A 26,468-nucleotide genomic window follows, 5' to 3' on the forward strand; every position below is an offset into this window, starting at 1 on the left:
TCGCGGTCGGCTCAGGGGTCGGCTCCGGCGTAGCGGAGGCCGATGCGCAAATCGCTGGATGATCGCGATGGTGGAGCCTCCGGTCGCGGCCGACGGAAATCGTTGGCCGCCTACGATCAGACCGGGCAGTCTGTGCTCGTGGTCGTCCTCCCGTTCCCCGAGAACCGCACTGTGGGCACGATCGATTGGATTGGCTCCTCCTACGACCACCTGGGGCCGCTGCCGGCACGCGGTGACGTGGAAGTACCGGACGGCGGGGAGGTGACCCTGGAGATCCACCCCGCCGCGGAGCTGGATGGCCACGACGGCAGAACCGTCGAATCGGCCTCGGTCAGCTGGTCTCCGGTCGACGTGCGCTTTCTCGATCAGCTGCCCTCCGACAGCATCACCGGGCTGTCGATCACGTACGCGGTTCAGCCCGGGTCGCTGGCCGCGCTCGCTCACCTGGCCCCGGGCCTGCGCAGGCTGACGCTGGCCTGGACCGATCTGACCGACGAGGCGCTGCCGCACCTGGCCGTGTTGCGGCACCTGGCCTGGTGGCAGAGTTTCGGCAACCATTTCAGCGACGCCGGGGTGCAGCAACTCGTCGCGCTGGAGGAGCTCGACCACCTCTACCTCGAAGAAGCAACCCTCACCCTGGCTGGTTTCGCCTTCGCCCGGCGTCTTGAACGGCTGTGCCGCCTGGGCGTCCAGGACGCGATGCTGTCGAAACGGGACCTGAAGACCCTTCGCCGCCAACTCCCGGGCGTGGACGTCGGGTGACGAGGATCCGTAGCGGCATCACGGCGCGGGCCGTCGAACTCGAACGGCTACACGCCGACGTACACCGACTATGGGCGCGCCGGAGCCTGAGCGCGGACCAGTGGGATGCCTGGGCTCGGGAGGCGGACCGCTTCGACCTGGCGGTCCGAGACTTCTACAGCCGGTTCGACCGCGCTGCCAAAGCGCTACGGAGCGGGGAACCTGAGGAGGTCGAGACCGCCGTCCAGTTCCTCGAAGCCGATCCGTGGTGCTTTCGATCCGGCTACATGAAAGCCGAACTGATGCACCGCCTCGCCAACGGTCCCGATCTGGACGCCCATCACCATCGGCTCCACGACGTCGTGGGTAGACGGCTGACGGAACCGCAACCCCGTCTCCTGCGCCACACCGCCCGCCAGGGCGCATCAGGTTCGATTCTTCCTGCACCTCGTCGAACAGCGGCTGCGGACCGAAGGCAGAACACTCGACGGGTGCCCCGGTCGCGACAGCGGCCACCGACCGCGCTGACCTTGCGGGGTCGGGCAGATCGGCCGCGGTCGCCCCGCACTCGGGGTAGGTCAGTTCCGCCGCCTGGTAGCGAACCAACTCCCGTTCCAACCGCCCGGCGACGACCAGACGCATCCTCGTTCACGAAGGGCCGTGGGGCTGGGCGGGGATGAGTGCTCGGGCGTATGCCAGCGCGGAGGGGGCGTCGGGAAACATCCGTCGCCGGTCACCGGACTCTGCTGTGATGCCATAGGCGCCGAGTGTCTGGTGGTGTTCAGGGCGGACCCCGGACAGCAGGGGCACGACTCCGCGTGCTTCGAGGTCGGTGAGGGCGACGGACAGCGCGGCGGCTCCGGTCGCGTCGACGGCGCTGACCCGTGACATCCGGATGAGGACCACCGAGTCGTCGTGAACGTGTTCCAGCGTGGGCAGCAGACGGTGGGCGGCGGTGAACGACAGCGGCCCGTCGATCCGGAGCACGGTGACCGGAGCGGGGCCGGAGCCGGGTCCGGAGCCGGGTCCGTGGGGACGTCTGTCGTCGTCGAACGGAAGGTGTTCCACCCGCGCGGTGCCGGCGACCTGGCGAAGCGCCAGCGCCCCGGCGAGGGCCAGCCCCACGGCAACGGCCACGACGAGGTCGACCACCAGTGTCACCGCACCCGTCAGTACCATCACGGCCAGTTCACCACGTCCGGCGCGGGCCAGGGCCCGGACGGCGTCGGTCTCCACCATGCGGATCGCGGTCGCCACCAGGACACCGGCGAGTGCGGCCAGGGGGATGTACCTGACCAGTCCCGCCGCCGCGGCCACCACGGCGGCGATCACGACGGCGTGGATGACGGCGGACAGCCGGGAGGCCGCACCCGAACGCACGTTGACCGCCGTCCTGGCGATCGCCGCTGTCGCCGGCATTCCACCGAACAGCGGCACGGCGAGGTTGGCGACGCCCTGGCCGAACAGTTCGCGGTCGGGGTCGTGGCGCCGCCAGCCGCCGGCCCCGTTCGAGCCCCGGCCCGGGTCCGACGATGCGCGCATCTCGTCGGCGACCGTCGCCGACAGTAGCGATTCCAGGCCGGCGAGTGCGGCGATGGCGGCGGCGGCCGGCAGCAACTCCGGGACCATTCCCGGGTCGAGGAATCCCCACGACGGCGCCTGCAGACCCGATGGCAATGCCCCGACCCGGGCGACACCGTCGACGTGGATCAGTTCGACGGCGACCGTGGCGAGGGCAACGGCCGGCAGGGACATCGGCACCGAGGGCCGCAGCCGCGCACCCAGCAGCACCACGACGGCGACCGCGGCGCTTACCGCCACCGACGTCCAGCGCGGTTCGTCAGCGAAGCGGGCGAGGGCGCGGGCGGCCACCGTCACCACCTTCTCACCCTCGGGTGTCGGCACCCCGAGGGCCGCCGGGACCTGCTGCAGGGCGATCACGGCTGCGATTCCGACGGTGAACCCGACGACCACCGGCATCGGCACGAGGCGCGCCAGGCCGCCGACCCGCCCGAGCCCCAACCCGACCAGGATCACCCCTGCCATGAGTCCCGCCATCAGCACGCCGTCAACTCCGCGGGCGTGTACGACCGGTACCAGCACGACGGTCATCGCCCCGGTCGGCCCGGAGACCTGGAAGTCCGAACCACCGAAGACCGCGGCGAGCACGCCGGCGATGATCGCGGTCGCCAGCCCGGCCTCGGTTCCCATTCCCGAGGAGATCCCGAAGCCGAGTGCCAGTGGCAACGCGACGACGGCGACCGTCACCCCGGCCAGCAGGTCCCTGGCGGGAGCCCGGCGGACCGAGCGAACGGTGGCCGAGTCGGGCAGTACCGCCCGGAGCCGTTCCCACAGGGCCGCCGTCGCGTTCCGCGCGAACGGCCGCCGCGACGGCGGGCCCGACGGCGCTTCGCCGGCGGCGTTCACTCGGACCTCGCGTCCGCGTCGCGCAGTTCGGCCAGGAGTTCCTCCTGGCCAAGGAGGAGATCGGTGAGAATGCGCCGCGCGGTACGCATCAGGTCCGCGACGTCGGTTCCGGCAAGGGCGTAGACGACCGTCGTGCTGTCGCGGGTGGCGGTGACGATGCCTGCGCGGCGCAGTACGGCGAGCTGTTGGGACAGGTTCGAGGGCTCGACGTCAATGGCCGCGAGCAGGTCCCGGACGGGCGTGGGCCCGAGCTGGAGGAGCTCCAGTACCCGGATCCGCACCGGGTGGCCGAGCATGCGGAAGAACTCCGCCTTGGCCTGGTAGAGCGGCACCGACATCATCGTTTCCGGGAGATCCTTTTCGGGTTTGGCGTACCTGGGACGGCCGCACGGGTGCGGCGCCCACCTGTCCGCGGAAGCATAACAACTTGAAGAAGTCTTCAATTCATCATCAACCAGCAGTGCGCAGGGTCACACCGGCCTCAGTGCCAGTACGTGGTGGTCGCGGGATGCCGGACCCTCCCACCGGTGACCGTCAGTCCACCGGGATGCGCGTTTCCGCATCCGCTCGTGCGCAGGGAGACGTACCAGCCAGTGACGCCAGACAACCCCGGCCAACAACGATCCAGCAGGGTCATGCACAGCGTTCCCACACGTGCCGCTGTTCGACTGATCCGTGAACCCCGCAAATAAAAGTTCTGGCGTTTTGCCCGGCAGTGTCCGATCAACGGTGGATGCGGTCTGGCCTCGCCGTTCGCCGCGTTAAGCAAGATTCCCGCCCGTCGTGTTCGACGGCGAGTGACCTTGGATGGGTGTCGTTCCGGTCGAGGCGTTGGGTTCGTGCGGGGGCGCGCCACCGGTTCGCAGACGCTGACCGAACTCGGCGGCACGATCAACACCATCAAGCTGACCAGCAGCAACGCGCTCCCCTCGCCGGCCCCCGTCAGCTTCGCCGATGCGTTCGCCAAGACGGGCAACCTCGAGGCCCAGCCTCTTGAGCCGGGCGCGTACGTGCTCGACTGGCTGGAGGTCCACGAGGGCATGCGGGTCACCGTCGCCCAGGACACCCGCCTCATCAGCCCGGTCGACACCGAGTTCGGCGAGCTCTGGGTCACCCTGAAGCCGGCCCAGAACCCGACCCCGCGTGGCGGTTCGGCGTACGTCTCCTACGACGACCCCAACAGCGGCCGTCTGATGCTCCAGGCCCTCAACGGCGCCCCCGGAGGCAACATCCGCCAGGTGTTCCTGTTCAACCCGGCCCGGACGGCCTTCGTCGACCGTCCCGGCGGCGACGCCAACACGGCCGTGACCGTGCTCAAGGCGCGCCCGACCAGCAACCAGATCATGCTGTCGGCCTCCCCCGGCCGCATCAACCCGACCAGCTCCGTCTGGAACGCCAGCCGCAAGCCCCTGGTCGGCGAGTTCCTGTACGACGGCAACAAGCAGCTGTTCGTCATCGCCAACCACTTCAACAGCAAGGGCGGTGACTACCCCCTCACCGCCGCGGTGCAGCCGCCGAACCGGACCTCCGAGGTCCAGCGCATCGGCCAGGCGACGGAGGTGCGCGACTTCGTCGCCGACCTGGCTGCCAAGAGCGGCAACACCGCTCGCGTGGTCGTGCTGGGTGACATCAACGACTACCAGTTCAGCCCGACCCTGGCGACGCTGACCGACAACGGTGCACTACTGAAGACGCTGATCAGCGAGCTGCCCGTGAACGAGCGGTACAGCTACGTTTTCGACGGCAACTCGCAGACGCTGGACCACATCCTGATCAGCCCGACCATCAAGGGCTACTCGTACGGTGTGGTGCACATCAACGCCGAGTTCTCCGACCAGGCCAGCGACCACGACCCGCAGATTCTTCGGATTCTGACGGGGTGCGGGTCCGAGCCGCTGCCCGAGCGCTGCCGCCCTGGTAGCCCCGTGGTGGATGTCAGGTAACACCCTCTCGCGGTAAGAAAGCCCCCGTCCTCTTCCCGGGGGACGGGCGCTTTTTGTTTCACGCGGACTTGCGGCCCACACTCGGGGTAGATCAGCTCCGCCGCTCGCACGGCTCAGAAGTGGGCTCTGAAGTAGGTGGCTTCCGAGCACTTCCGCGCTCGGGCGCTCAGCGAGCTTCCGGTCCGGGGCGGCTGCCGGTCGTGGCGCCGGGCGTCCGGCCCCAGAGCACGCGGGTAGGGTCACTCGTCGACGTCGACAATGGGGTGGACGGGTGGACGAGCAGCAACCGGTAAGCGGCACCGCGCCGACGGATCGCTGGTGGGGGGCGTACGCTGCCCGCGCATCGGGGATGCTGGCGTCCGAGGTACGGGCCCTGTTCGCGGTCGCGAGCCGTCCGGAGATCGTGTCTCTGGCCGGGGGGATGCCGGCTGTGGACGCGCTGCCGTTGGAGGCGGTCGCGTCGACCATGTCGGATCTGGTGACGAAGCGCGGCGCGGTGGCGTTGCAGTACGGCTCCGCCCAGGGTGATCCGGGGCTGCGCGCGCGGATCTGCGACGTGATGGCCATGGAGGGCATCACCGACGCCCACCCGGACAGCGTGATCGTGACAGTCGGTTCCCAGCAGGCGCTCGACCTGCTCACCCGGGTGTTCATCGATCCCGGTGACGTCGTCCTCACCGAGGGGCCCACCTACGTCACGGCCATCAACACGTTCGCCGCCTACCAGGCGCGGGTCGTGCACGTGGCGGTGGACGGCGACGGCCTCTCCCCCGACGCGCTGCGCGAGACCCTGGGCCGGCTCGCGGCCGAAGGCGCCCGGGTGAAGTTGCTCTACACGGTGCCGACATTCCAGAACCCGGGCGGGATCACCCTGACCCAGCCACGGCGGGCCGAGATCCTGGAGGCGTGCCGGCGGGCGGGGGTGCTCGTGGTGGAGGACAACCCGTACGGGCTGCTGTCGTTCACCGGCGAGCCGGTGCGGGCGATGCGCGCGGACGCCCCCGACGACGTCGTCTACCTGGGATCGTTCTCGAAGACGCTGGCGCCGGGGATGCGGGTCGGGTGGGCGCTGGCGCCGCCGCCGGTGACGGCCCGGCTCGTGCTGGCCGCGGAGTCCGCGATCCTGTCGCATTCCATGCTCACGCAGCTCGCGGTGGAGCGGTATCTGGCGACCCAGCCGTGGCCGGAGCAGCTCAAGGAGTTCCGGGAGATGTACCGGGAACGCCGTGACGTCATGCTCGACACCCTCGCCGAGACGATGCCCCCGGGCACGACCTGGACCCGGCCGGATGGCGGGTTCTTCGTGTGGCTGACCGTCCCGGGCGGGGTCGACACCAAGGCGATGCTGCCCCGGGCGATCGCCGCCCGGGTCGCCTACGTTCCCGGCACCGGCTTCTACGCCGACGGGTCGGGCCGCAACGCCATGCGGCTGTCGTACTGCTACCCGCCGCCGGAGCGCATCCGTGACGGCGTCCAGCGCCTCGCCAAGGTGCTCCGCGCCGAGATCGACCTCCGGCAGACCTTCGTACCCCGCCATGGCAGCACCACGGACGAGTGAAGGACACGACGATGACCGATCTTGGCCATGTGCTCGTCCTCGCCGGTGGCCTGTCACCCGAACGTGAGGTGTCCCTGCGCTCCGGGGGCAGGCTGCGGGACGCGCTGGCCCGGATCGACGTCGACGTCGAGCTGCGGGACGTCGACGCCGGGACGCTTCCCGCGCTCGCCGCCGACCCGCCCGCGGTCGTCTTCCCCGTCCTGCACGGAATCTCGGGTGAGGACGGCACCATCCGCGAAGTCCTGGACCTGTACGGCCTGCCCTACGTCGGCGCCGTGCCCGCGGCATGCCGGGCCGCGTTCGACAAGGCGACGGCGAAGGCCACGGTCGCGGCCGCGGCCGCGGGCGTCGTGACGCCGGAGGCCGTGACGTTGCCCCGCGAGGTGTTCCACGACCTCGGCGCCGCCGCACTCATCGACCGGATCGCGGGCAGGCTGGGCCTGCCCGTGATCGTGAAGCCACGCGCCGGGGGCTCCGCGCTCGGTGTCGGGCGCGTCGACGACGCCGGGCAGCTCGCCGAAGCCCTGATGGCCTGCTTCGGCTACCACGACTGGGCACTGATCGAACGCGCCGTGACCGGGGTCGAGATCGCGGTCGGCGTCATCGACACCGGTCACGGCCCGATCGCCCTGCCCGCCGTCGAGGTCGAGCCGGCAGGCGGGGTGTACGACTACGCCGCCCGGTACACCGCCGGCGCGACCACCTTCCACATACCGGCCCGTCTCGACGGCGCGGTGCTGCGCGCCGCCGCGGAAACCGCGGTCACCGCGCACCGGACGCTGGGCCTACGCGACCTCTCCCGCACAGACATGATCGTGGACACGAACGGCACAGCCCAGTTCCTCGAGGTGAACGTGGCCCCGGGCATGACCGACACGAGCACCTGGCCAATGGCCCTGCACGCCGCCGGCCTCGACTTCGCGGTGGTGGCCCGCGACCTCGCCGCCCAGGCCCGGGACCGCGCGGCCCGCCGCTGACGTCCCGAGCAGGGACGGCGGTGGACCGACACGTAACCCGGATTTTCACCGACGGGCCCCGGCCCGAGAGAGTGTCCGCTCTGTCAGTGGCCGGGGTTGCGGGCGGCGATCGCGGCGTTCAGCGCGGTGGCGAAACCGGTCCAGGCGAGGTAGGGCAACAGCGCCGCCCCGGCCGGCCGATCGGCCCGCCAGGCCCTGGCCACGAGGGTCGCGTTGGCCGCGTCCAGCGCGAGGATCTCCGCGAGCGCGAGGCGCGGGCGTCGGGCCTGAAAGAACAGCGGCGTCCAGGCGGCGTTCAGGGCAAGGTTGATCCCGAACGAGCGCCGGAGCCGCTTCCGCTGGTCGTCGTCGGTGCTGCCGTCGAGCGCCCGCGCGCCGGCGAAGGCGATCAACGCGTAGATCGGTGTCCAGACCGCGGGAAACGCCGCCCGGGGCGGCTGCCACCCGGGTTTGTCCAGCGACAGGTACCAGGCCGAGTCGGGCCTGGTTGCCACCGTGCCGACGCCGGCGGCGGCCGCCGTGGCCGCACTCGTCCTCGCCAAGGTCGAAGTACTCATCCCAGCCTGGTACCCGCAGGAGCGAGGCCTGTCCCACGGACCTGCGCCACGCTGCCACGATCGAACAGTCAGCGGCCCAGCTCGGTCCCGGCCACGTTCAGGCTGGCCCTCGCCGCCGCGCGCGGACCGCGTGACCTCGCTGGTGGAACCGAATGCGGCATCGAGGCCGCCGCCCGACCCACCTGTGCCGCCGATGGCTCGCGCCTGCGTCGCATCAGTGACGACGCTCCCGGCCGAGTAACCGGGGGCGACGTACTCAGCAGTTCCGTCAAAGGGGACGATTCCCTTGACGTGCAGATTGCTCTGCGCTGTTCCGGTACCGACAGTCTGGTTGATCCCAACACCGGAGACCACGTCGTCGGTGTCACCATCGGTCCGGCAGTTCGCGTTGCTCACGCTCTCCGAATTGACCGAGCCCGACCCAGCCGTGGCACCGGGGCTACGCACCGTGATAGTGGTTGACGCGTATGCGGTTCCTGGCAGTGTGACGGCCAGCGCGACCCAGGACGAGCGCCGTGAACAAGGGGGCCGTAGGGACTTTTTCGCCATCGCCTTCTTCCTCGCCGGAGAGATGGAATTGCCTACCAACCGCGGCCTGGCGAGAGAGCGAGAGCCGGCCGCTGAATTATTCCGCGCCGAATTTCTTGCACAGCAAAAGCGCGACTTGGACCTTCTTGGAGCCGCATCCAAGCACCGGCCGACTGACCGCTCAGTCGGCTCCCCGCAGCACGAATACGCCCAGCGGCGCCGGAGTCGCACCGCTCGCGCCGTCACGGGCTGGTCGGGTCTGGAACGGAGCCGACATGCGCGATGTACGGATAGTGATTATCGAACGACTTACCGGAGTGACGGTCCGGGATGAGGAGTGACCACCGTGCGATCAGCGCGAGAGCGGTCAGGCGGTCGAGCACATCCCGCCCCTGTGCGGCCCCTCGGCAGGCTTGCCGTCCCCGACCAGCTCTCGACCGTACGCCGGACACCCTCAGCCGGCTGACGCCGAGAGATGACGCTTCCCGGACAAAGTCTTCCTATATGACCAAATCGCCCAAGGGTTAGCGGTCACTACTGTTGACGAAGTCCGCTGCGGAGAGAGTCCCGCCGACGAGTCGGCGCGGAAATCACGCGGCCGGGCCAATCGCCCTCGCGCCTCCACTCCCGCCTCGAAGGCGAGCCCGGCCCGCCCCTCGGAACGCCGAGCGGGGCCGGTCGCTACCATCCTGAGCTGCAACATCGTCTAAATGAGCTAGAGAAATGACCTCACCGACGGCAGGAGAGAAGCTGGTGCACCGCACCGGCGCCCTCCACCGTCCGCGGCTATCCATCGTGGAGGTACGGGTGCACTTAGGTAGAACGACACGGTTACTCGGTGTGGCTGCCGCGGTTCTCGTTGCGGCAGTCACGAGTTGCTCCTCGGCACCGGGGGCGGCAAGCGCCGCGGCGTGCGACAGCCCTGGCGTCACCCCCGGTGAGGTGAACCTCGGCCTGGTGTACTCCGATTCGGGCGTGGGCAGTGCCGCGTTCGCCTCGGCCCGAGCCGGCGCGGACGCCCGGTTCGGCCTGGCCAACGAGGAGGGCGGGGTACACGGCCGGAAGATCGTCTACCAGTGGCGCGACGACGCGAACGACCCCTCCCAGAACGCCCGCGTCGTCCAGGAGCTCCTCCGCGGCGACAGTGCTTTCGGCCTCGTGACGATCACCACCGCCTTCGGCAGCGCACCGGCGGACCTGGCGAAGCAGAATGTTCCCGTCGTCGGGTTCGGTCTGCCGACCTGGGCCGAGTACCAGAACATGTTCTCCACCATGTACCAGGCCTCGCCGGTCACGATCGGCCGCTACCTCCGGGACAGCGGCGGCAGCAAGGTCGGCGTCGTGATCACGGGGTCGTCGGCGTCCACTTTGGATGTCATCAAGATGTACAAGAGCGCCTTCGAGTCGGTCGGGCTCACCGTGACCGACACCATCTCCTACGCGCACAGCGTTGACAGCCCGGCCCACGTGGCCCAGCAGCTGGCGGCCTCCGGCGTCAATGCGCTGGTTGGCTTCACGACCACCGAGGATCTCGCCGAGATCATGGGCGCCGTACGTACGGCGAACCTGAACCTCGCCACCACCGTCTCGTTCACCGGGTACGACCAGGGCCTGCTGCCCACCCTGGGCCCGGCACTCGCGGGCGTCTCGATCCCCGCGTACTTCCGCCCCTTCGAGGCGGGCGGCGCGGCCATCGACCGGTACCGCGCCGCGATGGTCCGCTACGCGCCGGAAGCCACGCAGCCAGACCAGCAGTTCGCGATGAACGCGTACATCTACGCCGACATGTTCGTGCGCGGACTCGACCTCGCCGGTGACTGCCCCACCCGCGACGGATTCATCAACGCGCTGCGGTCAGTGTCCGACTACGACGCAGGCGGCCTGATCGAACCCGTCGACCTGGCCACGAACCGGACCGGGGCGCTCAACTGCTACGCCTTCGTCCAGGTCAACCCCACGGGCACCGGGTTCCAGGTCGCCCGCCCACGCCTCTGCGCCGACGGCACGACCGGCTGACGTGGGTGGACGCTCCCGCCGGGGCGCGCGCGAGACGATGGTGACGGTCGCCGGAGTTCGAGCTGATGTCACGGGTGCGCTCGGAGGACCGGCCGGTCGCCGAGGTCTCCCGCAGAAGTCCGCGCAGGTCACGCTCGAACGCCCCCCCGCCGGTCACCGAACAGGTGGGGGCCGCGCTGGACAGCGAGAACACCGAGGCGACCGTCTCGTCGGCGCTGCGTTCGACGACGAGCCCGCCGGCCACGTCCAGCCGAGTGGGTTCCTGGAACCCGGCCGCCCGAAAGATGTCGCCCTCTCCTGAAAGGGTGCCCTGGGGCAGCACACCTCGCCCCGCCCGCCGGAGCGGGCCGAGGTAGTCGCGGACGAGCGAGGCGATCGCCTCCCGGGGCGGCCGGGGATGCGGCAGCACGTCGTCACCGGGAACGCCCTCGTGAGTAGTGGCGTGGACGAACACACACATGCCGCCGTCCGGTACCAGCATCCGGCGGACGGCGGCAGCGGCCCCCTGGGACGGTCGAGCCAGTGGAAGGACTGGGCGAAGCTGACGACCCGGAAGGCACCGAGCCGGCCTGGCAGGTCCTCGGCGCGCAGAACCTCGGCAAGCGCCAGCGGATAGGGCAGGCGCCCGGCGGCGTAGAACTCGGCGCTACCCGCATAGAGAGTCTCGTCCCACTCGGACATGCTGTCTGATACCACAGCCCGTATCTCCCTGCAGCCACTGCCAGGATGACGCCCACGAAACGGGCGACAGATCATTCGCCGAGATTCGACCCTCTCCGCAACCATCACGATCAGCAACTATGCCCCGACCTGGGCAAATAGATAAGCGTAGTTAGTTCTGACGGTTGATCGAGTGAAAAACTTCCCCGAAAGCGCGTAATTTGCCTGGAACGCGCGCACGCTTGGAACTGGCAACTCGGGGTAGAACAACGCATGTTCCGGCGGAGCGAAGGAGATCGCTGTGCTGATGAAAGCGGCCCGAATGCATGGGTACCATGAGCCGCTGCGGCTCGAGGAGATTCCGGTGCCTGCTCCTGGGGCGGGCGAGGTCCTGATAAAGGTGGCGGCGGCCGGGATCTGCCGCAGCGACCACCAGTTGCTCGAGGGTTACTTCCAGCCGGCCGCACCGATGGAGTTCCCGGCCGTACCCGGGCACGAGGTCGCGGGTCGCGTGGCCGGAATCGGCTCTGCCGTACCGCGTTCGGCGGGCCTGTCCGAAGGCGACCTGGTGGTGGTCAACCCGGGGTGGGGAGACGGAACGTGCCGCCAGTGCCATGCGGGCAATGAACAACTGTGCACCGGGACCGGTGGATGGATCGGATTCGGCCCGCCCGGTGGCTTCGCAGAATACGTGGTGGTTCCCCATCGGCACCTGGTCCGGGTGCCGGGCGGCGACCAGAAGGCGGAGAATCTCGCGCCGTTGACCGACGCCGGGCTGACTCCCTACCGCGGGGTGAAGAAACTGCGGGCGGCTGGAAAACTCGGACCGGGGCGCACCGTGGTGGTCGCCGGCATCGGCGGACTCGGCAGCTACGCCGTGCAGTACGCAAAGCTGCTCGGCGGTGGAGCCACCGTGGTTGCGTTCTCCCGCACCGACGAGAAGCTGGAGCTCGCCCGGCGCAACGGTGCCGATCACACCGTGAACACCCGTGACCTGAGCTCCAGTCAGGTACAGGACGACCTGGAGAGGCTCACCGGACGGCGGACGGTCGACGCGATCCTGGACTGCGCTGGTGCCCCCGCGTCGATCGCGCTCGACTTCGGGATTCTCGCGGCCGAGGGAGCAGTTGCCTCGGTGGGACTCATGGGTACCAAGGTAGAGGTACCACTTAACGTGATCGTGGGCACCGAACTCTCCTACTTCGGATCGTTCTGGGGAAACTACAACGACCTCACCGAAGTCCTTTCCCTTGCCGCGGCGGGGCAGATCAGACACACCGTCACCACGGTCAAGTTCGAGGACATCAACGATAACCTGGGAGCACTCGCCCGCGGTGACGTCGTTGGCCGTCAGGTGATTGTCTTCGACTGATCCGGTGTCGGCGGCCCTACCGGGCGCTGCCCGGGACCGCGCCGACCACCGCTGTCAGTCCGCTTTGGACGCGATGCCCTCGTAGGCGAAGCCGAAGAACTCGGGCCCGCCCATCCGGTAGGTCTCGATGGTGTCGAGAGTGAGCCCGGCGTTCTCGATCAGTCTGTCGACCGGCCGGTTCAGATGGCAACCGCCGAAGCACCGCCCCCAGAGGGGAGTGAGGCGGTCCTGCCACCGGGCGACACCGGGTCTCGGCGAACGGCCGTGTTCGACGAAGTGCAGCGTCCCGCCGGGGCGCAGCACCCTGCGCACCTCACCGAGCGCGCGTTCGACGTCCGGGATGGTGCACAGCGTCCAGGTGACCAGTACGTGGTCGACCGACGTGTCCGGGACGGGGAGCCGCTGGCCGTCGTCACCGACGAACTCGACCGGGACGGCGGTGGCGGCGAGGCGACCGGCGGCCAGCCTGCGACCGACCACCGCGGGTTCCACGGCGAGCAGCCGGGTGACCTGCGGCGGGAGGTGGGGCAGGTTGCGCCCGGAGCCGAACCCGATCTCCAGGACCTCGCCGGTCAGCCCGGAGACCACCCGGGCCCGGGTGGTCTCCACGTGCCTGCCCAGGGCAAGGTCGATGAACCGGGGAAGCACCTGATCGTCGTAGAAGCCCATCGTCTCTCCCTGTCGCGGCATGGGTGTCCGGCCCCCTGCCCCGGCATTGGTACCCGGCCGCGGGCTGACCATCAAGGCACGTTGTTCCCGCGCCGGCGGTAACGGAGCGGGGGCGGCGCCGGGCCCAGGGTCAGCTCCCCGCCTGGTTGGGTGGGCGTCCACCGATCTCCCGGGTGATCGCCGTGGTGGCCGCGGTCAGCCGCCGGCCGTAGGGGACGACCTGCTGTGGGCTCAGGCGGTGCGGGAAGCCCGCGAGGGTGACCGCCAGGCACACCCGGCCGGCGCCGTCGAAGACCGGCGCCCCGATCAGGCTGAGCTGGTAGGACTCGATGCCGCCGAGGTCGACGAGCAGGTAGTCGTCGTCGACGCCCCGGGCCTGGATGACGCGTTCGACCGCGGCGCGGACCTCGGCGTCGCCGTCGCCCGCGGCGAAGGTTCTCAGCGCCCGGGCCAGGCTGTGGTGCCGGTCGTCGTCGAGTGCGACCGTGTACCCGCGGAGCCGGATCGTCTTGATGGCGTCGCGGTAGATGCCGAGCCGGTGGTCGTCGGGACGGGGGCTCAGCCGGCGCAGCCACCGCTCGACGGTCTCGGTGTCGGACCAGGCGATGAAGACCGTCCCGAGCGGCGGCGACAGCGGAACCCGGTTACCGGGCCTTGATCCGAACCCGACGGGCGTCGCGGCGTGCCCTTCGACGGCGAGGACGAGGATGTCCTCGCCCATGACGGAGCTCGCCACCGCCTGGACACCGAGCTCGTCGCTGAGCCGGCGCATGTGCGGTCGCGCGAGCTCGAGGGCCTGACGCCCGGATCCGGCGGCCGCGTCGCCGACGGCCACCAGGGCGGGCCCGAGGCGGTAGGTCTTGTCCTCCGGGTCGCGCAGCAGCCAGCCGGCGTCGCTGAGGGTGGCGAGCATCGCGTGGGCGGTCGCCTTGTTCATCTCCAGCCGCCGGGCCAGCTCCGACAGGCCGAAAGGCCGGCCGGGATGCTGGCTCAGGAAGGTGATGAGCGCAACGGTCCGCTCGACCCCCGGGGCGGGCCGCGGCATCAGGCGGGCCTGCGCCGCGCGGTCACGTCATGGCATCGACACGCCGCCGTTGGGCCGCAGGACCTGGCCCGTGACGAACCGGGCGGCTTCGGACGCCAGGTACAGCGCGGCGTGGCCGACGTCCTCCGTCGTCCCGATGCGCCGCAGCGGCGCCAGATCCCGGCTCCGTCCCAGGAATCTTTCGCGCTTGTCCTCATCGACGGTCCCGTCCTCGGCGGTGTAGTGGCGGCGAGTGATGTCGGTCTCGACCAGACCCGGCGCGATGGCGTTCACCCGGACCCCGTCCGGACCCAGCTCCTTCGCCAGCGTACGAGTGATCTGGACCACCCCCGCCTTCGAGATCGAGTAGGCCACCAGGCGGGCGGGGGCGGTGTCGAACGCACCCGACGCCATGTTGATGATGCTGCCCGCCCGCTGGCTCCGCATCACGGCCCCGGCCGCCTGGCACCCGAACAGCACGCCCTTGAGGTTGACGGCCAGCACCCGGTCGAGCTGTTCCTCGGACAGATCGAGCACCGGGACGTCGATGATGATCCCGGCGTTGTTGCACATCACGTCGACCCGTCCGTGTTCCGACGCCGCCGCGCGCACCAGGTCGTGGACCTGGTCTCGGCGCGACACGTCGACGGCGGCCGGCGCCGCCGACCCGCCGGCGGCGGCGATCTCCTCGCTCGTCGCCCCCGCGGCCCCGGCGTCGACGTCCGCGCACACCACCACGGCGCCGGCCGCCGCCAGCACCCGGGCTACGCCCTGGCCGATGCCGTGGCCCGCCCCGGTCACGATCGCCACCCGGCCGGTGAGGTCGAACGCGCGGCCCAGCGCCCTGACCGGCTCCGCGCGTCCGTCCTCCTCGAGGGCCGCCCCGTCCCGGGTCATGACGGCGTGGCCGTCGAGGGCGGCGCAGTCGAGGGCAGCACCGTCGACGACAGTCCGGAGCCCATGTAGGCGAAGCGGGCGGTGGCTCCGCCGTCGACCACGAGGGTCTGGCCGGTCACGTGCCGGGAGAGGTCGGAGCACAGGAACAGGGCCGCGCCGGCGATGTCGCGCGGCTCGCCCGAACGGCCCAGCGGTTCCACCGCCGGCGGCGGGGGGACGTCCCCCCGTGCCTGTAGTGCGCGCATGAGGCGCGGCGTCCGGATGGAACCGGGTGCGACGGCGTTGACCCGGATGTTCGACGGGCCGAGCTCGACGGCCGCCGTGCGCACGAGGGACAGCAGGCCGGCCTTGGCCGCTCCGTAGGCGGCGTGGTTGGGCGCGCTGGTCAGGCCGCTGACCGAGGCGGTGAACACCATCGCCCCGCCGCCGGCGGCCACCATCTGCCGGCCCACGATCTGCGTGATGAGGTGGGCGTGCCGCAGCACCAGTCCGAAGGTCGCGTCCCAGTCCTCGTCCGTCACCTCCAGCAGCGTCGACCACAGGGCCATGCCGACGATGTCGACGACGGCGTCGAGGCGCCCGTAGGCCGCGAGGGTCTCCGCGACGACACGCTCGACGTCGTCGCGCCGGCGCGCGTCGGCGACGCAGGGTAAGCCACCCACCTCGGCCGCTATCTCGCGGGCGAGATCGGGATCCACGTCGACGCACGCGACCCTGGCTCCCACCGACGCCAGCGCGTGGGCGGTGTGCCGGCCGTTGCCCTGACCGGCCCCCACGACCATCGCCACCCGTCCGTCGAGGCGCAGCAGCCCGGGGTAGTCGGGGATCGCCGATTCATCCAACCGTGTCATCGTTCCTGCCTCCGCCGCTGCCGCTGCCGATGTCTCTGCCTCTGCCTCTGCCTGCGATCGGGATCGTCGGGATCAGGTGGCGGTCACCGAGGTCGAGACCTGGACCTCGCGACGTTCGAGCTCGGGGATGACGTGGGTGCCGAGGAGCTCGATGGTGCGCATCACGGCCTCGTGGGACAGCCGGCCGAACTGCACGTAGCAGAGCAGCCGGTCGACCCCGAGCTCGGCGTAGCGGAGCATCTTGCGCAGGCACTCGTCGGGATCACCGACGATGATCATGTCGGCGTCGCTGAACTGCCTCGGATCCGGCGGCGCGTTCCGCCGCTGCTCGAGGATCGGGAACATCTTCTCCCGCTCCTGCTCGGAGGCGTGCGGGAACTCCCACTCCAGCGTGAACTCGGCCAGGTTCCTGTACCACCACCAGGTGGCGTCCCAGATCCCGTTCGCCTCGGCCTGGGCCATCGTGTCCGCGCAGTGGACCAGCGTGTAGGCCGCCACGCGGTTGTTGACCACGCGGGTGATCGGCTGCGCGGCGGCGGCGGCCCGCCGGTAGAGCTGGATGGTCTCCGCCATCTGCTCCAGCGGCCGCATGATCGACAGCGAGAGCAGGCCGAGGCCCATGGCGCCGGCGGCCTGGGCGCTGCCCGTGCTCGACGCCGCCATCCAGCAGGGTGGGTGCGGATCCTGCATCGGCTTGGGGGTGACCATGCGGACGGGGACGTTGCCCGCCGCGGGGAATCGCCAGTGTTTTCCCTCGAACGAGAAGTATTCGGATTCCCAGGCCTCGACAATGGCCTGGATCGCCTCACGTACCTGATCCTTGCTCTGCGGGATGTCGACACCGAAAGCGGTCTGTTCCATGGGGGTCGAGCGGCCCGTCCCCCATTCGACGCGCCCATTACTCAGGACGTCGGCCGTGGCGACCTTCTCGGCAACGCGCACGGGTGACGTGAACGCGGGCGGCAGCAGTGTCACCCCGAAGCCGAGCCGGATCCGTTCGGTGACCTGCGAGAGCGCCCCGATGAGGACCTCGGGCGCCGAGCAGTGGGACCGCCCCTCGCGGAAGTGGTGCTCCACGTGCCAGGAGGTGTGGAAACCCATCTCGTCGGCAAGGCGGATCTGGGCGATGGCCTCGCGGTAGGCGGCCTGCTCGGCCTCGCGCTGCCCGTGGGGATGGGGCTTCGACCACGGCTTCGGGACGTCCACCTCGTACAGCAGATCCAGTTTCACGGCGGCCTCGTTTGTTATAGCAAACGGCGTGGTTGGTACAGTGACCACCATAAGTGCCGCTCCGTCGATGTCAACGGGGTCGCAGCCAGACAGCTCGACCCGAACTCCAGCCCTAACCCAGCCCGGTTGACACCCCCACTCCCAGGTCGTTACGTTCCTGAACGCAAGATGGTTGTTCCAGATACGGAACAATGCGGCGGTCTCGAAGCGTCAGGCATCCGGGCCGCGCAACGGTGAATGCGAGGTCGTGATGCCGTTGCTTGATCCACTTATATTTCTCCGGGGTAGCCCGTTCGCTGGTACGCCGGAGATCTCCTACCCGCGCGCGGTTACCGCGGACGCGCCGCGCCTGCCGGGCGGAACCTGGCAGGCGGCCTCCATTCCGGTCGGAGTCCGGCTCGAGTTACAGGGCGACGCCGAGGCGGTGGTCGTCGCGTATCGCACCGAGTGCGACGCCCGCGGCCCACGCGGCCCCGGCGTCGGTGTCGGTGTCGGCCAGACCTTCGAGATGTGGGTGGGCGACTCACTGCTGGCGACCGCCCCGGCCGTCCACGGCGAGGGCACCGTGGAGCTGCCCCTGAACGCCGGCACGCGGACGACGACCGTGTACCTGCCCGAACGCATGCGCCCGACCGTGCTCTCACTCACCCCGGTCGGCGGTTCCCTCGAACCGGGACCGCCCCGTCCACGTTGGCTCGCCTACGGTGACTCCATCGTCGAGGGCTGGGTCGCCAGCTCGGCGGGCTCGTCCTGGCCCGCGCGGCTGGGCCGCCGGCTGGGCCTCGACGTCTGCAACCTCGGCTACGCCGGCGCCGCCCGCGGCGAGATCCCCTCCGCCGAACACCTGGCGAGCGTCCCGGCGGCACTGATCAGCATCAGCTACGGCACCAACTGCTGGTCGACGATCCCGCACACCGCCGAACTGCTGCGCGCCGGGCTGGACGTCTTCCTCACCGTGGTGCGGCAGGGGCACCCGGACACGCCGGTCGTGGTCACCACGCCGATCCGCCGCCCGGACGCCGAGACCACCCCCAACCGCGTCGGCGCCACGCTCGACGATCTACGGGTCGCGATGGCGTCCCTCGTCCAGGCACGCATCGACGGCGGCGACCCGTCACTCACCCTCGTTCACGGCGAGACCCTGCTGGACGAGTCACTCCTGGCCGACGGCGTCCACCCCGGCGACGACGGCCACGCGGTCATGGCCGACCGCCTGGAACCCGTCCTGCGGAAGGCGGGGCCGGGGACATGAGCGGCACACGGCCCCCGAACCACACCGACGACCACACGAACGCCTTCCGGAACGCGCTTGGAACGTTCGCGACGGGAATCGTGGTCGTCACCGCGTCGCACCCGGCGGGCGGTCCGGTGGGTCTCACGGCCAACTCGTTCAGCTCGGTGTCGCTCGCTCCTCCGCTCGTGCTGTTCTGCGTGGCGCACACCTCCACCACGTGGCCGTCGATCCGGGCCGCGGGCCGGTTCTGCGTGAACGTCCTCGCCGACGGCCAGGAGGAACTGTCACGCCGGTTCACCGTGCGGGGTGAGGATCGCTTCCGCGGCGTCCCCTGGCGGCCCGCGCCGTCCGGCGCCCCGATCCTGCCCGGCGTCGCGTCGTGGATCGACTGCCGCATCGAGACTCTCCACGAGGCCGGCGACCACACCATCGTCGTCGGGAAGGTCTGCGATCTCGCGGTCGACGACAAGGGTGCCGCTCCGCTCCTCTACTACCGAAGCAGCTACGCCAGTCTGACCGTCAGATAACCATTGATGGTCACGAATCGAACCGGAAGGAGCGTTCTGATGGACGGTGACGCCGACCGGAACGGCGAAGAGGAGAGGCCTCGGCAGTTCTTCTTCGACGTCAACGAGCTCCCGGGCCGTACCAACGTGGATATCATGGGGGATTCCGAGGAAACCCGGCAGTACTTGGACCTTTTCGGCCGCGACCTGGTTACCAGGACGATTCTCCAGTCCCCGCAACTGTGCGTCTACCATGAGACCGCCGCGCCGGGAGAGAAGGTCAAGCCCCATCGGCACGGTACCCATCAGCTGAACTACGTCCTCCGCGGCGAGCTGATCTTCGGCAGGCGGCACGTGGGGGCCGGCATGGGCTTCTTCACGCCCGACCTTCTCTATGCCTGGCGGGCCGGTGACGAGGGCGCCGAGTGGATCGAGATCCACGCCGGCCAGCCCGGCATCTTCGTCGATCAACGGTCGTCCTGACCGCTGCCCTGACCCAGCGCCCTGTGGCCATCTACCAAACGAGGGATGTCAGTCGTGACAGATTTGTTCGAGGGCAAGGTCGCCCTCATCACCGGCGCCGGATCAGGCATGGGCCGGGCGATCACCATCCGGCTGGCGAGGGAAGGCGCCGCGGTGTTGGCCCTCGACATAGACGAGGGCCGGCTGGCCGAGACGAAGGCGCTCACCGCGGGCACGGTGTCGGTCCGCCAGGCTGACGTCAGCGACCCGGCTGCGTGCGCCGAGGCGGTGGCCGCGTGCGTCGACGAGTTCGGGCAGCTGGACGTACTGGGCAACGTCGCCGGTATCTACCTGGCCGAGCACACCACGAAGGTGACTCTGGAGCAGTACCGACGGGTGATGGGCGTGAACCTCGACGCCTACTTCTTCCTGGCTCAGGCCGCCATTCCGCACCTGTTGGAGACGGGTGGCAACATCGTGAACATCGCCTCCAACGCCGGTATCCAGGGGCTCCCCTACTCCGCCGCCTACTGCATGAGCAAGGGTGGCGTCATCCAGCTCACCCGGGCGCTGGCCGTCGAGTTCCTCAAGACGCCGCTGCGCGTCAACGCCATCGCCCCGGCGGGCACCAACACGAACATCGCGTCGGCGATGACGTTCCCGGCCGGCATGGACCCCGACCTTTCCCGTCGCATGGCTGGCCTGCGCGGCCTGGCCGAGCCGGCGGAGATCGCCACGCTGTTCTCCTTCCTCGCCTCCGGCGAGGCCCGTTCGGTGACCGGTGCCGTCTACACCATGGACAACGGCCTCACCGTCAGCTGACCGCCGGCCTTCTCACCTGGTAATCGTGGCCGGAGGGTGAACACGTGGCAGTCGAGCCTTTTCGCATCCACATCAGCGAGGACCGGCTGGCGGTGCTCGGCGACCGGCTGCGCACCGCGGTCTGGGCGGAAGAGCCTGCGCGGGGTGAGCCGGGACGACTTCGCGCCGGAGGAAGTCGCCGACTTCGACAGGCAGCGCCCCGCGGCACTCAACCTCACGCACTTCCTGACGCACACGTTCGAACCCCGCACCCTGGCCTGGGCGTTGCAGGACTCTCCCGTCGGCCTGGCCGCCTGGATGGTGCAGCGGCGGCAGGCGTGGAGCGACTGCGGCGGTGACGTGGAACGCCGCTTCACCAAGGACGACCTCATCACGAGCTTCGCCCTCTACTGGCTCACCGGCACCGTCAGCGGCTCGCTGCGGTTCTACGCCGACTCGTTCCAGCGGCCGTGGACCCCCTCGCACGACCGTCGGCCCGTCCTGGAGTCACCGACGGGCATCGCCGTGTTCCCATACGAGCTGACGCACGTGCCACGCGCCCTCGCGCAGCGCGAGGCGAACCTCGTGCACTGGACCCGGATGAGCCGTGGTGGCCACTTCGCCGCGGCAGAGGAACCGCAACTACTGGTGGCGGACATCCGCGCGTTCTTCCGGCCGCTGCGCGCGACCGGACTGTCCCGCTGACGTCCGTCGAGACATCCGCTGTCGCGGCGCATCATCCACACCACACCAGGCCGGGTTGAGGATCGGGCTCAGGGGGCGTACACGAACAGCAGGGCTCCGGCGAGGAGCACCGCGGCGGACAGCAGATAGCGTGCGGCGAAAAGCCAGCACCGGACGGTTCCGGCCTCGGCGCCGGTCACGGTGCGCAGTTCGACGTACGGATGGGGCGCGCGCAGATACCACCCGGTCACCACCACCTCGTCTCCGACGAAGGACTGGGCCCGGGTCAGCGCGAACAGGATCCGCCCTCCCGGCGCCGGGTGGCGGTACACGACGGGCACCGTCCCGCTGGCGTCCGCGAGGACGAGGTCGGGCGAGGTGACGAACCCGCCCCGGCCCACGATCGTCCCGCGCAGGCTGACCGGTATCGCACCGAGTGGCCCGGCGTCGAGCCGGTCGAGCAGTTCGATGAGCCGTCCGACCGGTTCCGGAGTGCCCAGCGGCGCCCGCAGGCCCGCGCGGATCAGCAGCAGCGCACCGGCGGCCGTCACCAGTCCGGCGAGGAAGCCCAGGTCGTAGTGGTCGGGCCCGCGGCGGGCGAGGATCAGCGCGGCACCCAGGCAGATCCAGCCACCGAAGTACACGGGCAGCTCCACCAGGAACTGCCCGCGGGCCCGGACCCGCTCGCCGGCGCTCCCGCGCGCCGCGCTCCGGGCTCCCCGCCACTGCCGGGGCGCGCCGGGCAGGCCGCTCGCCTCCAGCGCGGCGATCCGGGTCGAGACGAGGGGGTGGGTGGAGAGGATCTCCAGCCAGCGTGCCCAGGGGCTGGTGACCTCCCAGCGCAACGCCCGCACGAGACGCTCGGGGGGCAGCTCCAGGGCGATCAGGCCGACGGACGGCGCCGAGCCGCTGCTGGCGATGCCGAGGGCTCCGACGGCCCGGACCCTGTTCTCCCGGCGAGCCAGCCGACGGGCCGCTCTCTTCTCGTCGTTCTCCCGAAGCACGTGGACGCGGGCGGCGAGATCCTGATCCCGCTCCCCCATCCCGTGCACAATCTTGACGAGGGCGGAGCACAGCGCGTCGCCGTCCCCGGTGAGCGCGCAGGAGGCGTGGTCGGCACCCAGCTCACGGGCACGGGAGAAGCTCAGCAGCGCCAGCTCGGAGAGCAGGTAGGCGGCGGACCCGATCAGCCTGACCGGGTCATTGTCCCCGGACTGGTCGCCGTTGCGCGTGCCGGACGCCGCGTAGTACATGAGGGTCGGCACCACGCACAGCGCCGTCATCACGGCGAAGTCCCGATTCCTGATGTGCCCGATTTCGTGCGCGACGACCGCCTCGACCTCGCGGTCGTTGAGCCGGTCGAGCAGCCCGCGGGAAATCCAGATACGTGCGTCCCGCCTGGTCCGGCCGAAGGTGAACGCGTTGGGGTCGCCGTCCTCGACGATGCCGAGCCGGACCAGCGGAATGCCGGCGTTCCGGCACTGCCGGGCGACGATCGCGGCGACCGGCTCGTCGCTGAGATATCCGTCGGCGCCACGCTCCAGCTCGCGGGCCGGGGCCAGCCACTCCACGACCCGCGGCCCCACCAGGTACTGCAGGAGGGCAAGGCCGGTCACGACGGCCACCGGCACAAGGACCGGCACCGGTGTGAAGACGGTCAGCAGCCAGCAGGCCAGGATCAGTACACCGCCCAGCGCCGACAAGGCGGCCACCGAACGCCGCCAGACGTAACCCGTCATGCCCCGCCCCCCGAATCGGCCAGACAACCAGCCGGACAACCCGGACCAAGTTATCGAAAACCGTTCCCGGCTGCCGGAGGATAGCCTCGTCGCATGCTGCGGGCGCGTTCTCGGGGAGACCTCGGTGGCTGACGCTGACGATGTGCGCCGGTTGGCGCTGGCGCTGCCGCACGTGGTGGAGATCGCGAGCGAGGGCTTTGACTTCCGGGTGGCCGGCAGGGGCTTCGTCTGGTCCTATCCCGAGCGCACGCCCGGGAAACCGCGCGTGATCCGGACCGATACCGCGGTGCTGTTCGTCGGCGACGAGGCGGAAAAGCAGGCGCTCCTGCTCGGCGAGCCTGACATCTTCTTCACCGTGCCGGGCTACAACGGCCTGCCCCTGGTGATGGTGCGCCTGGCTGAGGTGACGGTCGGCCGCCTGCGGGAGCTCGTGACCGACGCCTGGCGGATGCGCGCGCCGGACGCGCTCGGCGGCGACCTCGACCAGCACGCCGAGCAGAGCGGCGAGCAGCCAGCTCTGGGCTGAGCCCGCCCGATCACCAGGAAGCATCGCCGGCGCCGCGGGCGCGGGCGGCTGTCGCGCGCTGTCACACCCCCGACAAAGTTTGAGCGCCGCTCAAGCGAAATGCTTGACTGTCACTCAAGCGAATCGATCCGGGGAGGGCTCGACTCATGGGAACCAGGGCGGATGCGGTGGCGGCCACCAGGGAGCGGATCGCGCGGGCCGCGCTGCGACTGTTGCTCGCGCAGCCCTACGAGGACATCACCCTGGCGGACATCGCGACCGGCGCGGGCGTCTCCCACCAGACCGTCCTCAACCACTACGAGTCCAAGGAGGGCGCCGCCTCGGCGGCGATCGAACTCCTGGGGTCGGAGATCGAGGGGCTGCGGACCTCCGTGCGGCACGGCGATCCGGAGCACGCCGTCGAGGTGCTGGTCGAGCAGTACGAGCGGTCCGGTGACCTCAACGTCCGCTGGGCGATGTCCGCCGAACGGCTCGGGCGCCTGGCGGCCATCCTCGATCAGGCCCGGGCGGCGCACCGGGCCTGGCTGGAGGAGGTCTTCGCACCCCACCTGCCCACCGTGCCGGCGGACCGGCTGCGCGGCCTCAACGCGCTGCACGCGGCGACCGACGTCTACACGTGGAAGTTGCTGCGCCGCGACCTGCGCCTGAGCCGGCCGGAGACCACCCGGACGATGACCGCGCTGGTACGCGGCGTGCTGATCCGTGACGTGCCGGACAGCTGACCCGACAGGAATCCCGGCACGAATCCCGAGCGAAGGACCGAAGGAAGGTCACCGATGAGCAACACGTACCTGTTCGCCCTCACTGACGGTGGTGGTTCCGTAGCTCCGGAGCTCGGCCTCGCGCGACGGCTCGTCGAGCGCGGCCACCGGGTCACCGTCCTGGCCGAGGACTCGATGGTGCCCGCCGTCGCCGCGACCGGCGCGGCCTTCCGTCCCTGGCGGAACGGCCTCAACCGGCCCGACAACCAGCCAGAGCACGCTCCGTACCGGGAGTGGGAGCTGCGGAGCCCGCGCACGCTGCTGCGGGAGATGATCAGGCGCCTGATCGTGCGCCCCGCGCCCGGCTACGCCCGCGACGTCACCGACGCGATCGACGCGGATCGCCCCGACCTCGTGCTCGCGTCGTTCTTCGCCTTCGGCGCGATGGTGGCCGCGGAGGCCGACGGAGTGCCGTTCGACGTCCTGATGCCGAACATCTACCCGCTGCCCGCACCGGGGCTGCCGCCGTTCGGCCCCGGGCTGCGACCCGCCCGGGGACCGGCCGGCCGGCTGCGCGACCGGCTCGTCGGCGCCATGTCTCAGCGGATGTGGGACGGCGCCGCCCTGCCCGGGCTCAACGCGCTGCGAGCCGCGTACGGCCTGGAACCGATGGCGCACTACCAGGATCAGCCCCACCGGGCCCGCCGCGAGCTGGTGATGACGAGCGCGGAGTTCGACTTCCCGGCGCGGCTGCCGGCGAACGTCCGCTACGTCGGGCCGGTCCTCGACGAGCCGGTGTGGGCGGCCGAGCCGTGGCAGCCGCCGGCCGGGGACGCGCCGCTGGTCCTGGTGTCCATGTCCAGCACGTTCCAGAACCAGGCCGAATGCCTGCAGCGGGTCGACGACGCGGTGGGATCGCTGTCGCTGCGCGGTCTGGTGACGACCGGCCCGGTGATCGATCCCGGTCAGCTCACCGCACCGCCCGGAGTCACCGTGGTCTCCGCCGTGCCCCACGGCGAGGTGCTCCGCCACGTCTCGCTCGTCGTGACCCACGGAGGCCACGGCACCCTGGCACGGGCGTTCGCCGCCGGTGTCCCGGTCGTGGTGCTGGCGCACGGCCGCGACCAGGCCGACAACGCCGCCCGGGTGGTCCACCACGGCGCCGGGCTGTCGGTCAGTCGTGCGGCGAAGCCGGCGAAGATCGCTGACGCCGTCCGGCGGGTCCTGGACGATCCCTCCTACCGGCGGTCCGCCGCGCGGCTCGGCGCGGCCCTGCGCCGCGACGCCGCCGACGGCCGTCTCATCGCCGAGGTCGAGGACCTCGACCCGGGCCAGCCGCAGGGAAGGCACGCCGCCTGACCCGATGGCCCGAACCAGAGCCCGAGCCCGAGCCCGAGCAAGGTTCATGAGCAGGTTCGCAGAGCGGGTGAGCGGCGCGGCACTCGCTCGAATGCTTCCAGCGAAAGCGGTGCGCGTTTGCTGCGGGGCGGTTCAACCGGCGTGTTCGTGTGCCGGGCGCATCAAGCGGCCTGGATCAGATAGACGGCGGCAAGTGCGCAGGCCAGGACGCCGAGGAGGAGGCGTAGGGCGGTGTTGGGCAGGTGGGGTTGGAGGCGCGCGCCGAGGTATCCGCCGGCCAGTCCGCCGAGTCCGCAGGTAAGTCCGAGTGCCCAATGGGGGGCGATGTTCCCGGCGGTGGTCAGGGCGAGCACGGCGTAGGCCGCGACGCCGACGATCGAGGTGAGGAACGTCGAGGCGAGGGTAGCGGGGGCGACTACGGCCACGGACATGCCGCGTCCGACCAGGATCGGGCCGAGGAGCGAGCCGCCCCCGATGCCGTAGATGCCCCCGACGAACCCGACGATCAGAGCCAGCACGGTGATGGTGCGCGGCCGTGGTGACGAGACGCTCGGGACGGTCTGGTGCGGCTGTCTACGCAGGGTACGAGCGCAGAGCCAGACGCCCAGGGTTAAGAGCATCGCGGCGAGGAGGAGCCGGAACAGGCGGGCGCCGGGGGCGAAGTGGACCCGGACGACGGCACCGAGCACCACCCCCGGCAGGGTGCCGAGGACCAGCAGGCGGGTCAGGGGGCCACCGGGCTGTTTCTGCTGGTGGTAGCGGCCGAGCGGCCCGGGTATGGCGATGACGTTGAACAGCAGGTTGGTTGGTGTGACCGCTGGGCTGGGAACGTGCAGCACGTCGAGCTGGACAGGAAGAAGAAACACCGCGCCGGAGACCCCGACGGGCGCGGTGATGGTCGCGATGAGCAGTCCAGAGGCGAGACCGAGCAGGATCGTGGTCACCCGGGCCGGGCCGCTTTCACACCTCCGATCCTGACGGATGCCGCTGGCGCACGGGACGACGG

Annotated in this window: 26 protein-coding genes; 14 read left to right on the forward strand and 12 right to left on the reverse strand. The window is 70.4% G+C overall.

Annotated elements, in window-relative coordinates; genetic code table 11:
- The first annotated feature begins 102 nt into the window (after nucleotides 1-102).
- Nucleotides 103-762, forward strand: a complete 660-nt coding sequence (locus E0504_RS17865; protein WP_112108699.1) for a hypothetical protein — start codon at nucleotides 103-105, stop codon at nucleotides 760-762.
- A gap of 185 nt (nucleotides 763-947) precedes the next feature.
- On the opposite strand, the gene E0504_RS50410 is transcribed toward E0504_RS17865, so the two are convergent.
- The 3 genes from E0504_RS50410 to E0504_RS17880 all read right to left on the reverse strand — a co-directional run bounded on the left by E0504_RS50410 (nucleotide 948) and on the right by E0504_RS17880 (nucleotide 3,506).
- Nucleotides 948-1,148, reverse strand: a complete 201-nt coding sequence (locus E0504_RS50410) for a hypothetical protein (RefSeq protein WP_160144355.1) — start codon at nucleotides 1,146-1,148, stop codon at nucleotides 948-950.
- 241 nt (nucleotides 1,149-1,389) lie between these two features.
- Nucleotides 1,390-3,168: a SulP family inorganic anion transporter gene (locus E0504_RS17875; RefSeq protein WP_131625124.1), complete on the reverse strand. Its 1,779-nt coding sequence runs from the start codon at nucleotides 3,166-3,168 to the stop codon at nucleotides 1,390-1,392.
- Nucleotides 3,165-3,506, reverse strand: coding sequence for a metalloregulator ArsR/SmtB family transcription factor (locus tag E0504_RS17880; RefSeq protein ID WP_071062374.1), 342 nt, complete (start codon nucleotides 3,504-3,506; stop codon nucleotides 3,165-3,167). Before E0504_RS17880 ends, E0504_RS17875 begins: the two co-directional genes overlap by 4 nt.
- A gap of 501 nt (nucleotides 3,507-4,007) precedes the next feature.
- On the opposite strand from E0504_RS17880, the gene E0504_RS17885 reads away from it, so the two are divergent.
- The 3 genes from E0504_RS17885 (at nucleotide 4,008) to E0504_RS17895 (ending at nucleotide 7,646) form a co-directional block, all read left to right on the forward strand.
- Nucleotides 4,008-5,111: an endonuclease/exonuclease/phosphatase family protein gene (locus tag E0504_RS17885; RefSeq protein WP_243657545.1), complete on the forward strand. Its 1,104-nt coding sequence runs from the start codon at nucleotides 4,008-4,010 to the stop codon at nucleotides 5,109-5,111.
- Between the two features lie 349 nt (nucleotides 5,112-5,460).
- The gene (locus tag E0504_RS17890) at nucleotides 5,461-6,669 is read left to right on the forward strand and encodes a PLP-dependent aminotransferase family protein (RefSeq protein WP_112108701.1); all 1,209 of its coding nucleotides are present in this window, start codon (nucleotides 5,461-5,463) and stop codon (nucleotides 6,667-6,669) included.
- A gap of 11 nt (nucleotides 6,670-6,680) precedes the next feature.
- Entirely contained in the window at nucleotides 6,681-7,646 is a 966-nt protein-coding gene (locus E0504_RS17895; protein WP_131625125.1) for a D-alanine--D-alanine ligase, read from the forward strand.
- An 83-nt stretch (nucleotides 7,647-7,729) separates the two neighbouring features.
- Here the strand turns inward: E0504_RS17895 and E0504_RS17900 are convergent, their stop codons facing one another.
- Nucleotides 7,730-8,203 (reverse strand): TspO/MBR family protein, encoded by a 474-nt coding sequence (locus E0504_RS17900; RefSeq protein WP_112108702.1) that lies wholly within the window; start codon nucleotides 8,201-8,203, stop codon nucleotides 7,730-7,732.
- A 1,368-nt stretch (nucleotides 8,204-9,571) separates the two neighbouring features.
- On the opposite strand from E0504_RS17900, the gene E0504_RS17905 reads away from it, so the two are divergent.
- Nucleotides 9,572-10,747, forward strand: a complete 1,176-nt coding sequence (locus E0504_RS17905; RefSeq protein ID WP_243657546.1) for an ABC transporter substrate-binding protein — start codon at nucleotides 9,572-9,574, stop codon at nucleotides 10,745-10,747.
- Here E0504_RS17905 and E0504_RS17910 read toward each other — a convergent pair.
- Entirely contained in the window at nucleotides 10,680-11,228 is a 549-nt protein-coding gene (locus E0504_RS17910) for a hypothetical protein (protein ID WP_207974441.1), read from the reverse strand. The genes E0504_RS17905 and E0504_RS17910 overlap by 68 nt on opposite strands.
- Before the next feature lie 486 nt (nucleotides 11,229-11,714).
- Between E0504_RS17910 and E0504_RS17915 the strand changes: the two genes are divergently transcribed.
- Nucleotides 11,715-12,779 (forward strand): NAD(P)-dependent alcohol dehydrogenase, encoded by a 1,065-nt coding sequence (locus tag E0504_RS17915; protein ID WP_165938540.1) that lies wholly within the window; start codon nucleotides 11,715-11,717, stop codon nucleotides 12,777-12,779.
- A gap of 54 nt (nucleotides 12,780-12,833) precedes the next feature.
- On the opposite strand, the gene E0504_RS17920 is transcribed toward E0504_RS17915, so the two are convergent.
- From E0504_RS17920 to E0504_RS17940, 5 genes are all read right to left on the reverse strand, one after another.
- On the reverse strand, nucleotides 12,834-13,448 hold the full coding sequence (locus tag E0504_RS17920) for a class I SAM-dependent methyltransferase (RefSeq protein WP_112108704.1): 615 nt from the start codon (nucleotides 13,446-13,448) through the stop codon (nucleotides 12,834-12,836).
- A gap of 130 nt (nucleotides 13,449-13,578) precedes the next feature.
- Nucleotides 13,579-14,493, reverse strand: coding sequence for an IclR family transcriptional regulator (locus tag E0504_RS17925; protein WP_112108705.1), 915 nt, complete (start codon nucleotides 14,491-14,493; stop codon nucleotides 13,579-13,581).
- Between the two features lie 27 nt (nucleotides 14,494-14,520).
- A complete protein-coding gene (locus E0504_RS17930; protein ID WP_112108706.1) occupies nucleotides 14,521-15,369 on the reverse strand; it encodes an SDR family NAD(P)-dependent oxidoreductase in 849 nt (282 codons plus the stop codon).
- Nucleotides 15,366-16,220 carry an SDR family NAD(P)-dependent oxidoreductase gene (locus E0504_RS17935; protein ID WP_112108707.1) on the reverse strand — a complete coding sequence of 285 codons (855 nt, stop codon included), beginning with the start codon at nucleotides 16,218-16,220 and terminating at the stop codon, nucleotides 15,366-15,368. Before E0504_RS17935 ends, E0504_RS17930 begins: the two co-directional genes overlap by 4 nt.
- Before the next feature lie 72 nt (nucleotides 16,221-16,292).
- Nucleotides 16,293-17,450 carry an LLM class flavin-dependent oxidoreductase gene (locus tag E0504_RS17940; RefSeq protein ID WP_235014818.1) on the reverse strand — a complete coding sequence of 386 codons (1,158 nt, stop codon included), beginning with the start codon at nucleotides 17,448-17,450 and terminating at the stop codon, nucleotides 16,293-16,295.
- A 256-nt stretch (nucleotides 17,451-17,706) separates the two neighbouring features.
- On the opposite strand from E0504_RS17940, the gene E0504_RS17945 reads away from it, so the two are divergent.
- The 5 genes from E0504_RS17945 to E0504_RS17965 all read left to right on the forward strand — a co-directional run bounded on the left by E0504_RS17945 (nucleotide 17,707) and on the right by E0504_RS17965 (nucleotide 21,158).
- Entirely contained in the window at nucleotides 17,707-18,702 is a 996-nt protein-coding gene (locus E0504_RS17945; protein WP_207974442.1) for an SGNH/GDSL hydrolase family protein, read from the forward strand.
- Nucleotides 18,699-19,211, forward strand: a complete 513-nt coding sequence (locus tag E0504_RS17950) for a flavin reductase family protein (protein ID WP_112108710.1) — start codon at nucleotides 18,699-18,701, stop codon at nucleotides 19,209-19,211. The genes E0504_RS17945 and E0504_RS17950 overlap by 4 nt, the downstream gene beginning before the upstream one ends.
- 39 nt (nucleotides 19,212-19,250) lie before the next feature.
- A complete protein-coding gene (locus E0504_RS17955) occupies nucleotides 19,251-19,673 on the forward strand; it encodes a cupin domain-containing protein (RefSeq protein WP_071062331.1) in 423 nt (140 codons plus the stop codon).
- A 54-nt stretch (nucleotides 19,674-19,727) separates the two neighbouring features.
- On the forward strand, nucleotides 19,728-20,474 hold the full coding sequence (locus E0504_RS17960) for an SDR family NAD(P)-dependent oxidoreductase (protein WP_112108724.1): 747 nt from the start codon (nucleotides 19,728-19,730) through the stop codon (nucleotides 20,472-20,474).
- Between the two features lie 144 nt (nucleotides 20,475-20,618).
- Nucleotides 20,619-21,158: a hypothetical protein gene (locus tag E0504_RS17965; protein WP_235014821.1), complete on the forward strand. Its 540-nt coding sequence runs from the start codon at nucleotides 20,619-20,621 to the stop codon at nucleotides 21,156-21,158.
- A gap of 68 nt (nucleotides 21,159-21,226) precedes the next feature.
- Here E0504_RS17965 and E0504_RS17970 read toward each other — a convergent pair whose 3' ends face one another.
- On the reverse strand, nucleotides 21,227-22,876 hold the full coding sequence (locus E0504_RS17970) for a zinc metalloprotease HtpX (RefSeq protein WP_112108711.1): 1,650 nt from the start codon (nucleotides 22,874-22,876) through the stop codon (nucleotides 21,227-21,229).
- Nucleotides 22,877-23,000: 124 nt separating this feature from the next.
- Between E0504_RS17970 and E0504_RS17975 the strand changes: the two genes are divergently transcribed.
- From E0504_RS17975 to E0504_RS17985, 3 genes are all read left to right on the forward strand, one after another.
- Nucleotides 23,001-23,402, forward strand: coding sequence for an MmcQ/YjbR family DNA-binding protein (locus E0504_RS17975; protein WP_131625127.1), 402 nt, complete (start codon nucleotides 23,001-23,003; stop codon nucleotides 23,400-23,402).
- Between the two features lie 146 nt (nucleotides 23,403-23,548).
- The gene (locus E0504_RS17980) at nucleotides 23,549-24,124 is read left to right on the forward strand and encodes a TetR/AcrR family transcriptional regulator (RefSeq protein WP_112108712.1); all 576 of its coding nucleotides are present in this window, start codon (nucleotides 23,549-23,551) and stop codon (nucleotides 24,122-24,124) included.
- Between the two features lie 54 nt (nucleotides 24,125-24,178).
- A complete protein-coding gene (locus tag E0504_RS17985) occupies nucleotides 24,179-25,462 on the forward strand; it encodes a glycosyltransferase (RefSeq protein WP_131625128.1) in 1,284 nt (427 codons plus the stop codon).
- Between the two features lie 161 nt (nucleotides 25,463-25,623).
- Here E0504_RS17985 and E0504_RS17990 read toward each other — a convergent pair whose 3' ends face one another.
- Nucleotides 25,624-26,406 (reverse strand): sulfite exporter TauE/SafE family protein, encoded by a 783-nt coding sequence (locus tag E0504_RS17990; RefSeq protein WP_200835464.1) that lies wholly within the window; start codon nucleotides 26,404-26,406, stop codon nucleotides 25,624-25,626.
- Nucleotides 26,407-26,468: the final 62 nt, after the last annotated feature.

The organism is Parafrankia sp. BMG5.11, from assembly GCF_004337455.1.

Excerpts from the sequence above, each read along its gene's own strand:
- E0504_RS17920 (WP_112108704.1), bottom strand. The coding sequence starts at position 13,448 with ATGGGCTTCTACGACGATCAGGTGCTTCCCCGGTTCATCGACCTTGCC.
- E0504_RS17980 (WP_112108712.1), top strand. The coding sequence starts at position 23,549 with ATGGGAACCAGGGCGGATGCGGTGGCGGCCACCAGGGAGCGGATCGCG.
- E0504_RS17935 (WP_112108707.1), bottom strand. The coding sequence starts at position 16,220 with ATGACACGGTTGGATGAATCGGCGATCCCCGACTACCCCGGGCTGCTG.
- E0504_RS17910 (WP_207974441.1), bottom strand. The coding sequence starts at position 11,228 with ATGCTGGTACCGGACGGCGGCATGTGTGTGTTCGTCCACGCCACTACT.
- E0504_RS17930 (WP_112108706.1), bottom strand. The coding sequence starts at position 15,369 with ATGACCCGGGACGGGGCGGCCCTCGAGGAGGACGGACGCGCGGAGCCG.
- E0504_RS17970 (WP_112108711.1), bottom strand. The coding sequence starts at position 22,876 with ATGACGGGTTACGTCTGGCGGCGTTCGGTGGCCGCCTTGTCGGCGCTG.
- E0504_RS17890 (WP_112108701.1), top strand. The coding sequence starts at position 5,461 with ATGCTGGCGTCCGAGGTACGGGCCCTGTTCGCGGTCGCGAGCCGTCCG.
- E0504_RS17925 (WP_112108705.1), bottom strand. The coding sequence starts at position 14,493 with ATGCCGCGGCCCGCCCCGGGGGTCGAGCGGACCGTTGCGCTCATCACC.
- E0504_RS17950 (WP_112108710.1), top strand. The coding sequence starts at position 18,699 with ATGAGCGGCACACGGCCCCCGAACCACACCGACGACCACACGAACGCC.
- E0504_RS17915 (WP_165938540.1), top strand. The coding sequence starts at position 11,715 with ATGAAAGCGGCCCGAATGCATGGGTACCATGAGCCGCTGCGGCTCGAG.
- E0504_RS17985 (WP_131625128.1), top strand. The coding sequence starts at position 24,179 with ATGAGCAACACGTACCTGTTCGCCCTCACTGACGGTGGTGGTTCCGTA.
- E0504_RS17955 (WP_071062331.1), top strand. The coding sequence starts at position 19,251 with ATGGACGGTGACGCCGACCGGAACGGCGAAGAGGAGAGGCCTCGGCAG.
- E0504_RS17880 (WP_071062374.1), bottom strand. The coding sequence starts at position 3,506 with ATGTCGGTGCCGCTCTACCAGGCCAAGGCGGAGTTCTTCCGCATGCTC.
- E0504_RS17895 (WP_131625125.1), top strand. The coding sequence starts at position 6,681 with ATGACCGATCTTGGCCATGTGCTCGTCCTCGCCGGTGGCCTGTCACCC.
- E0504_RS17900 (WP_112108702.1), bottom strand. The coding sequence starts at position 8,203 with ATGAGTACTTCGACCTTGGCGAGGACGAGTGCGGCCACGGCGGCCGCC.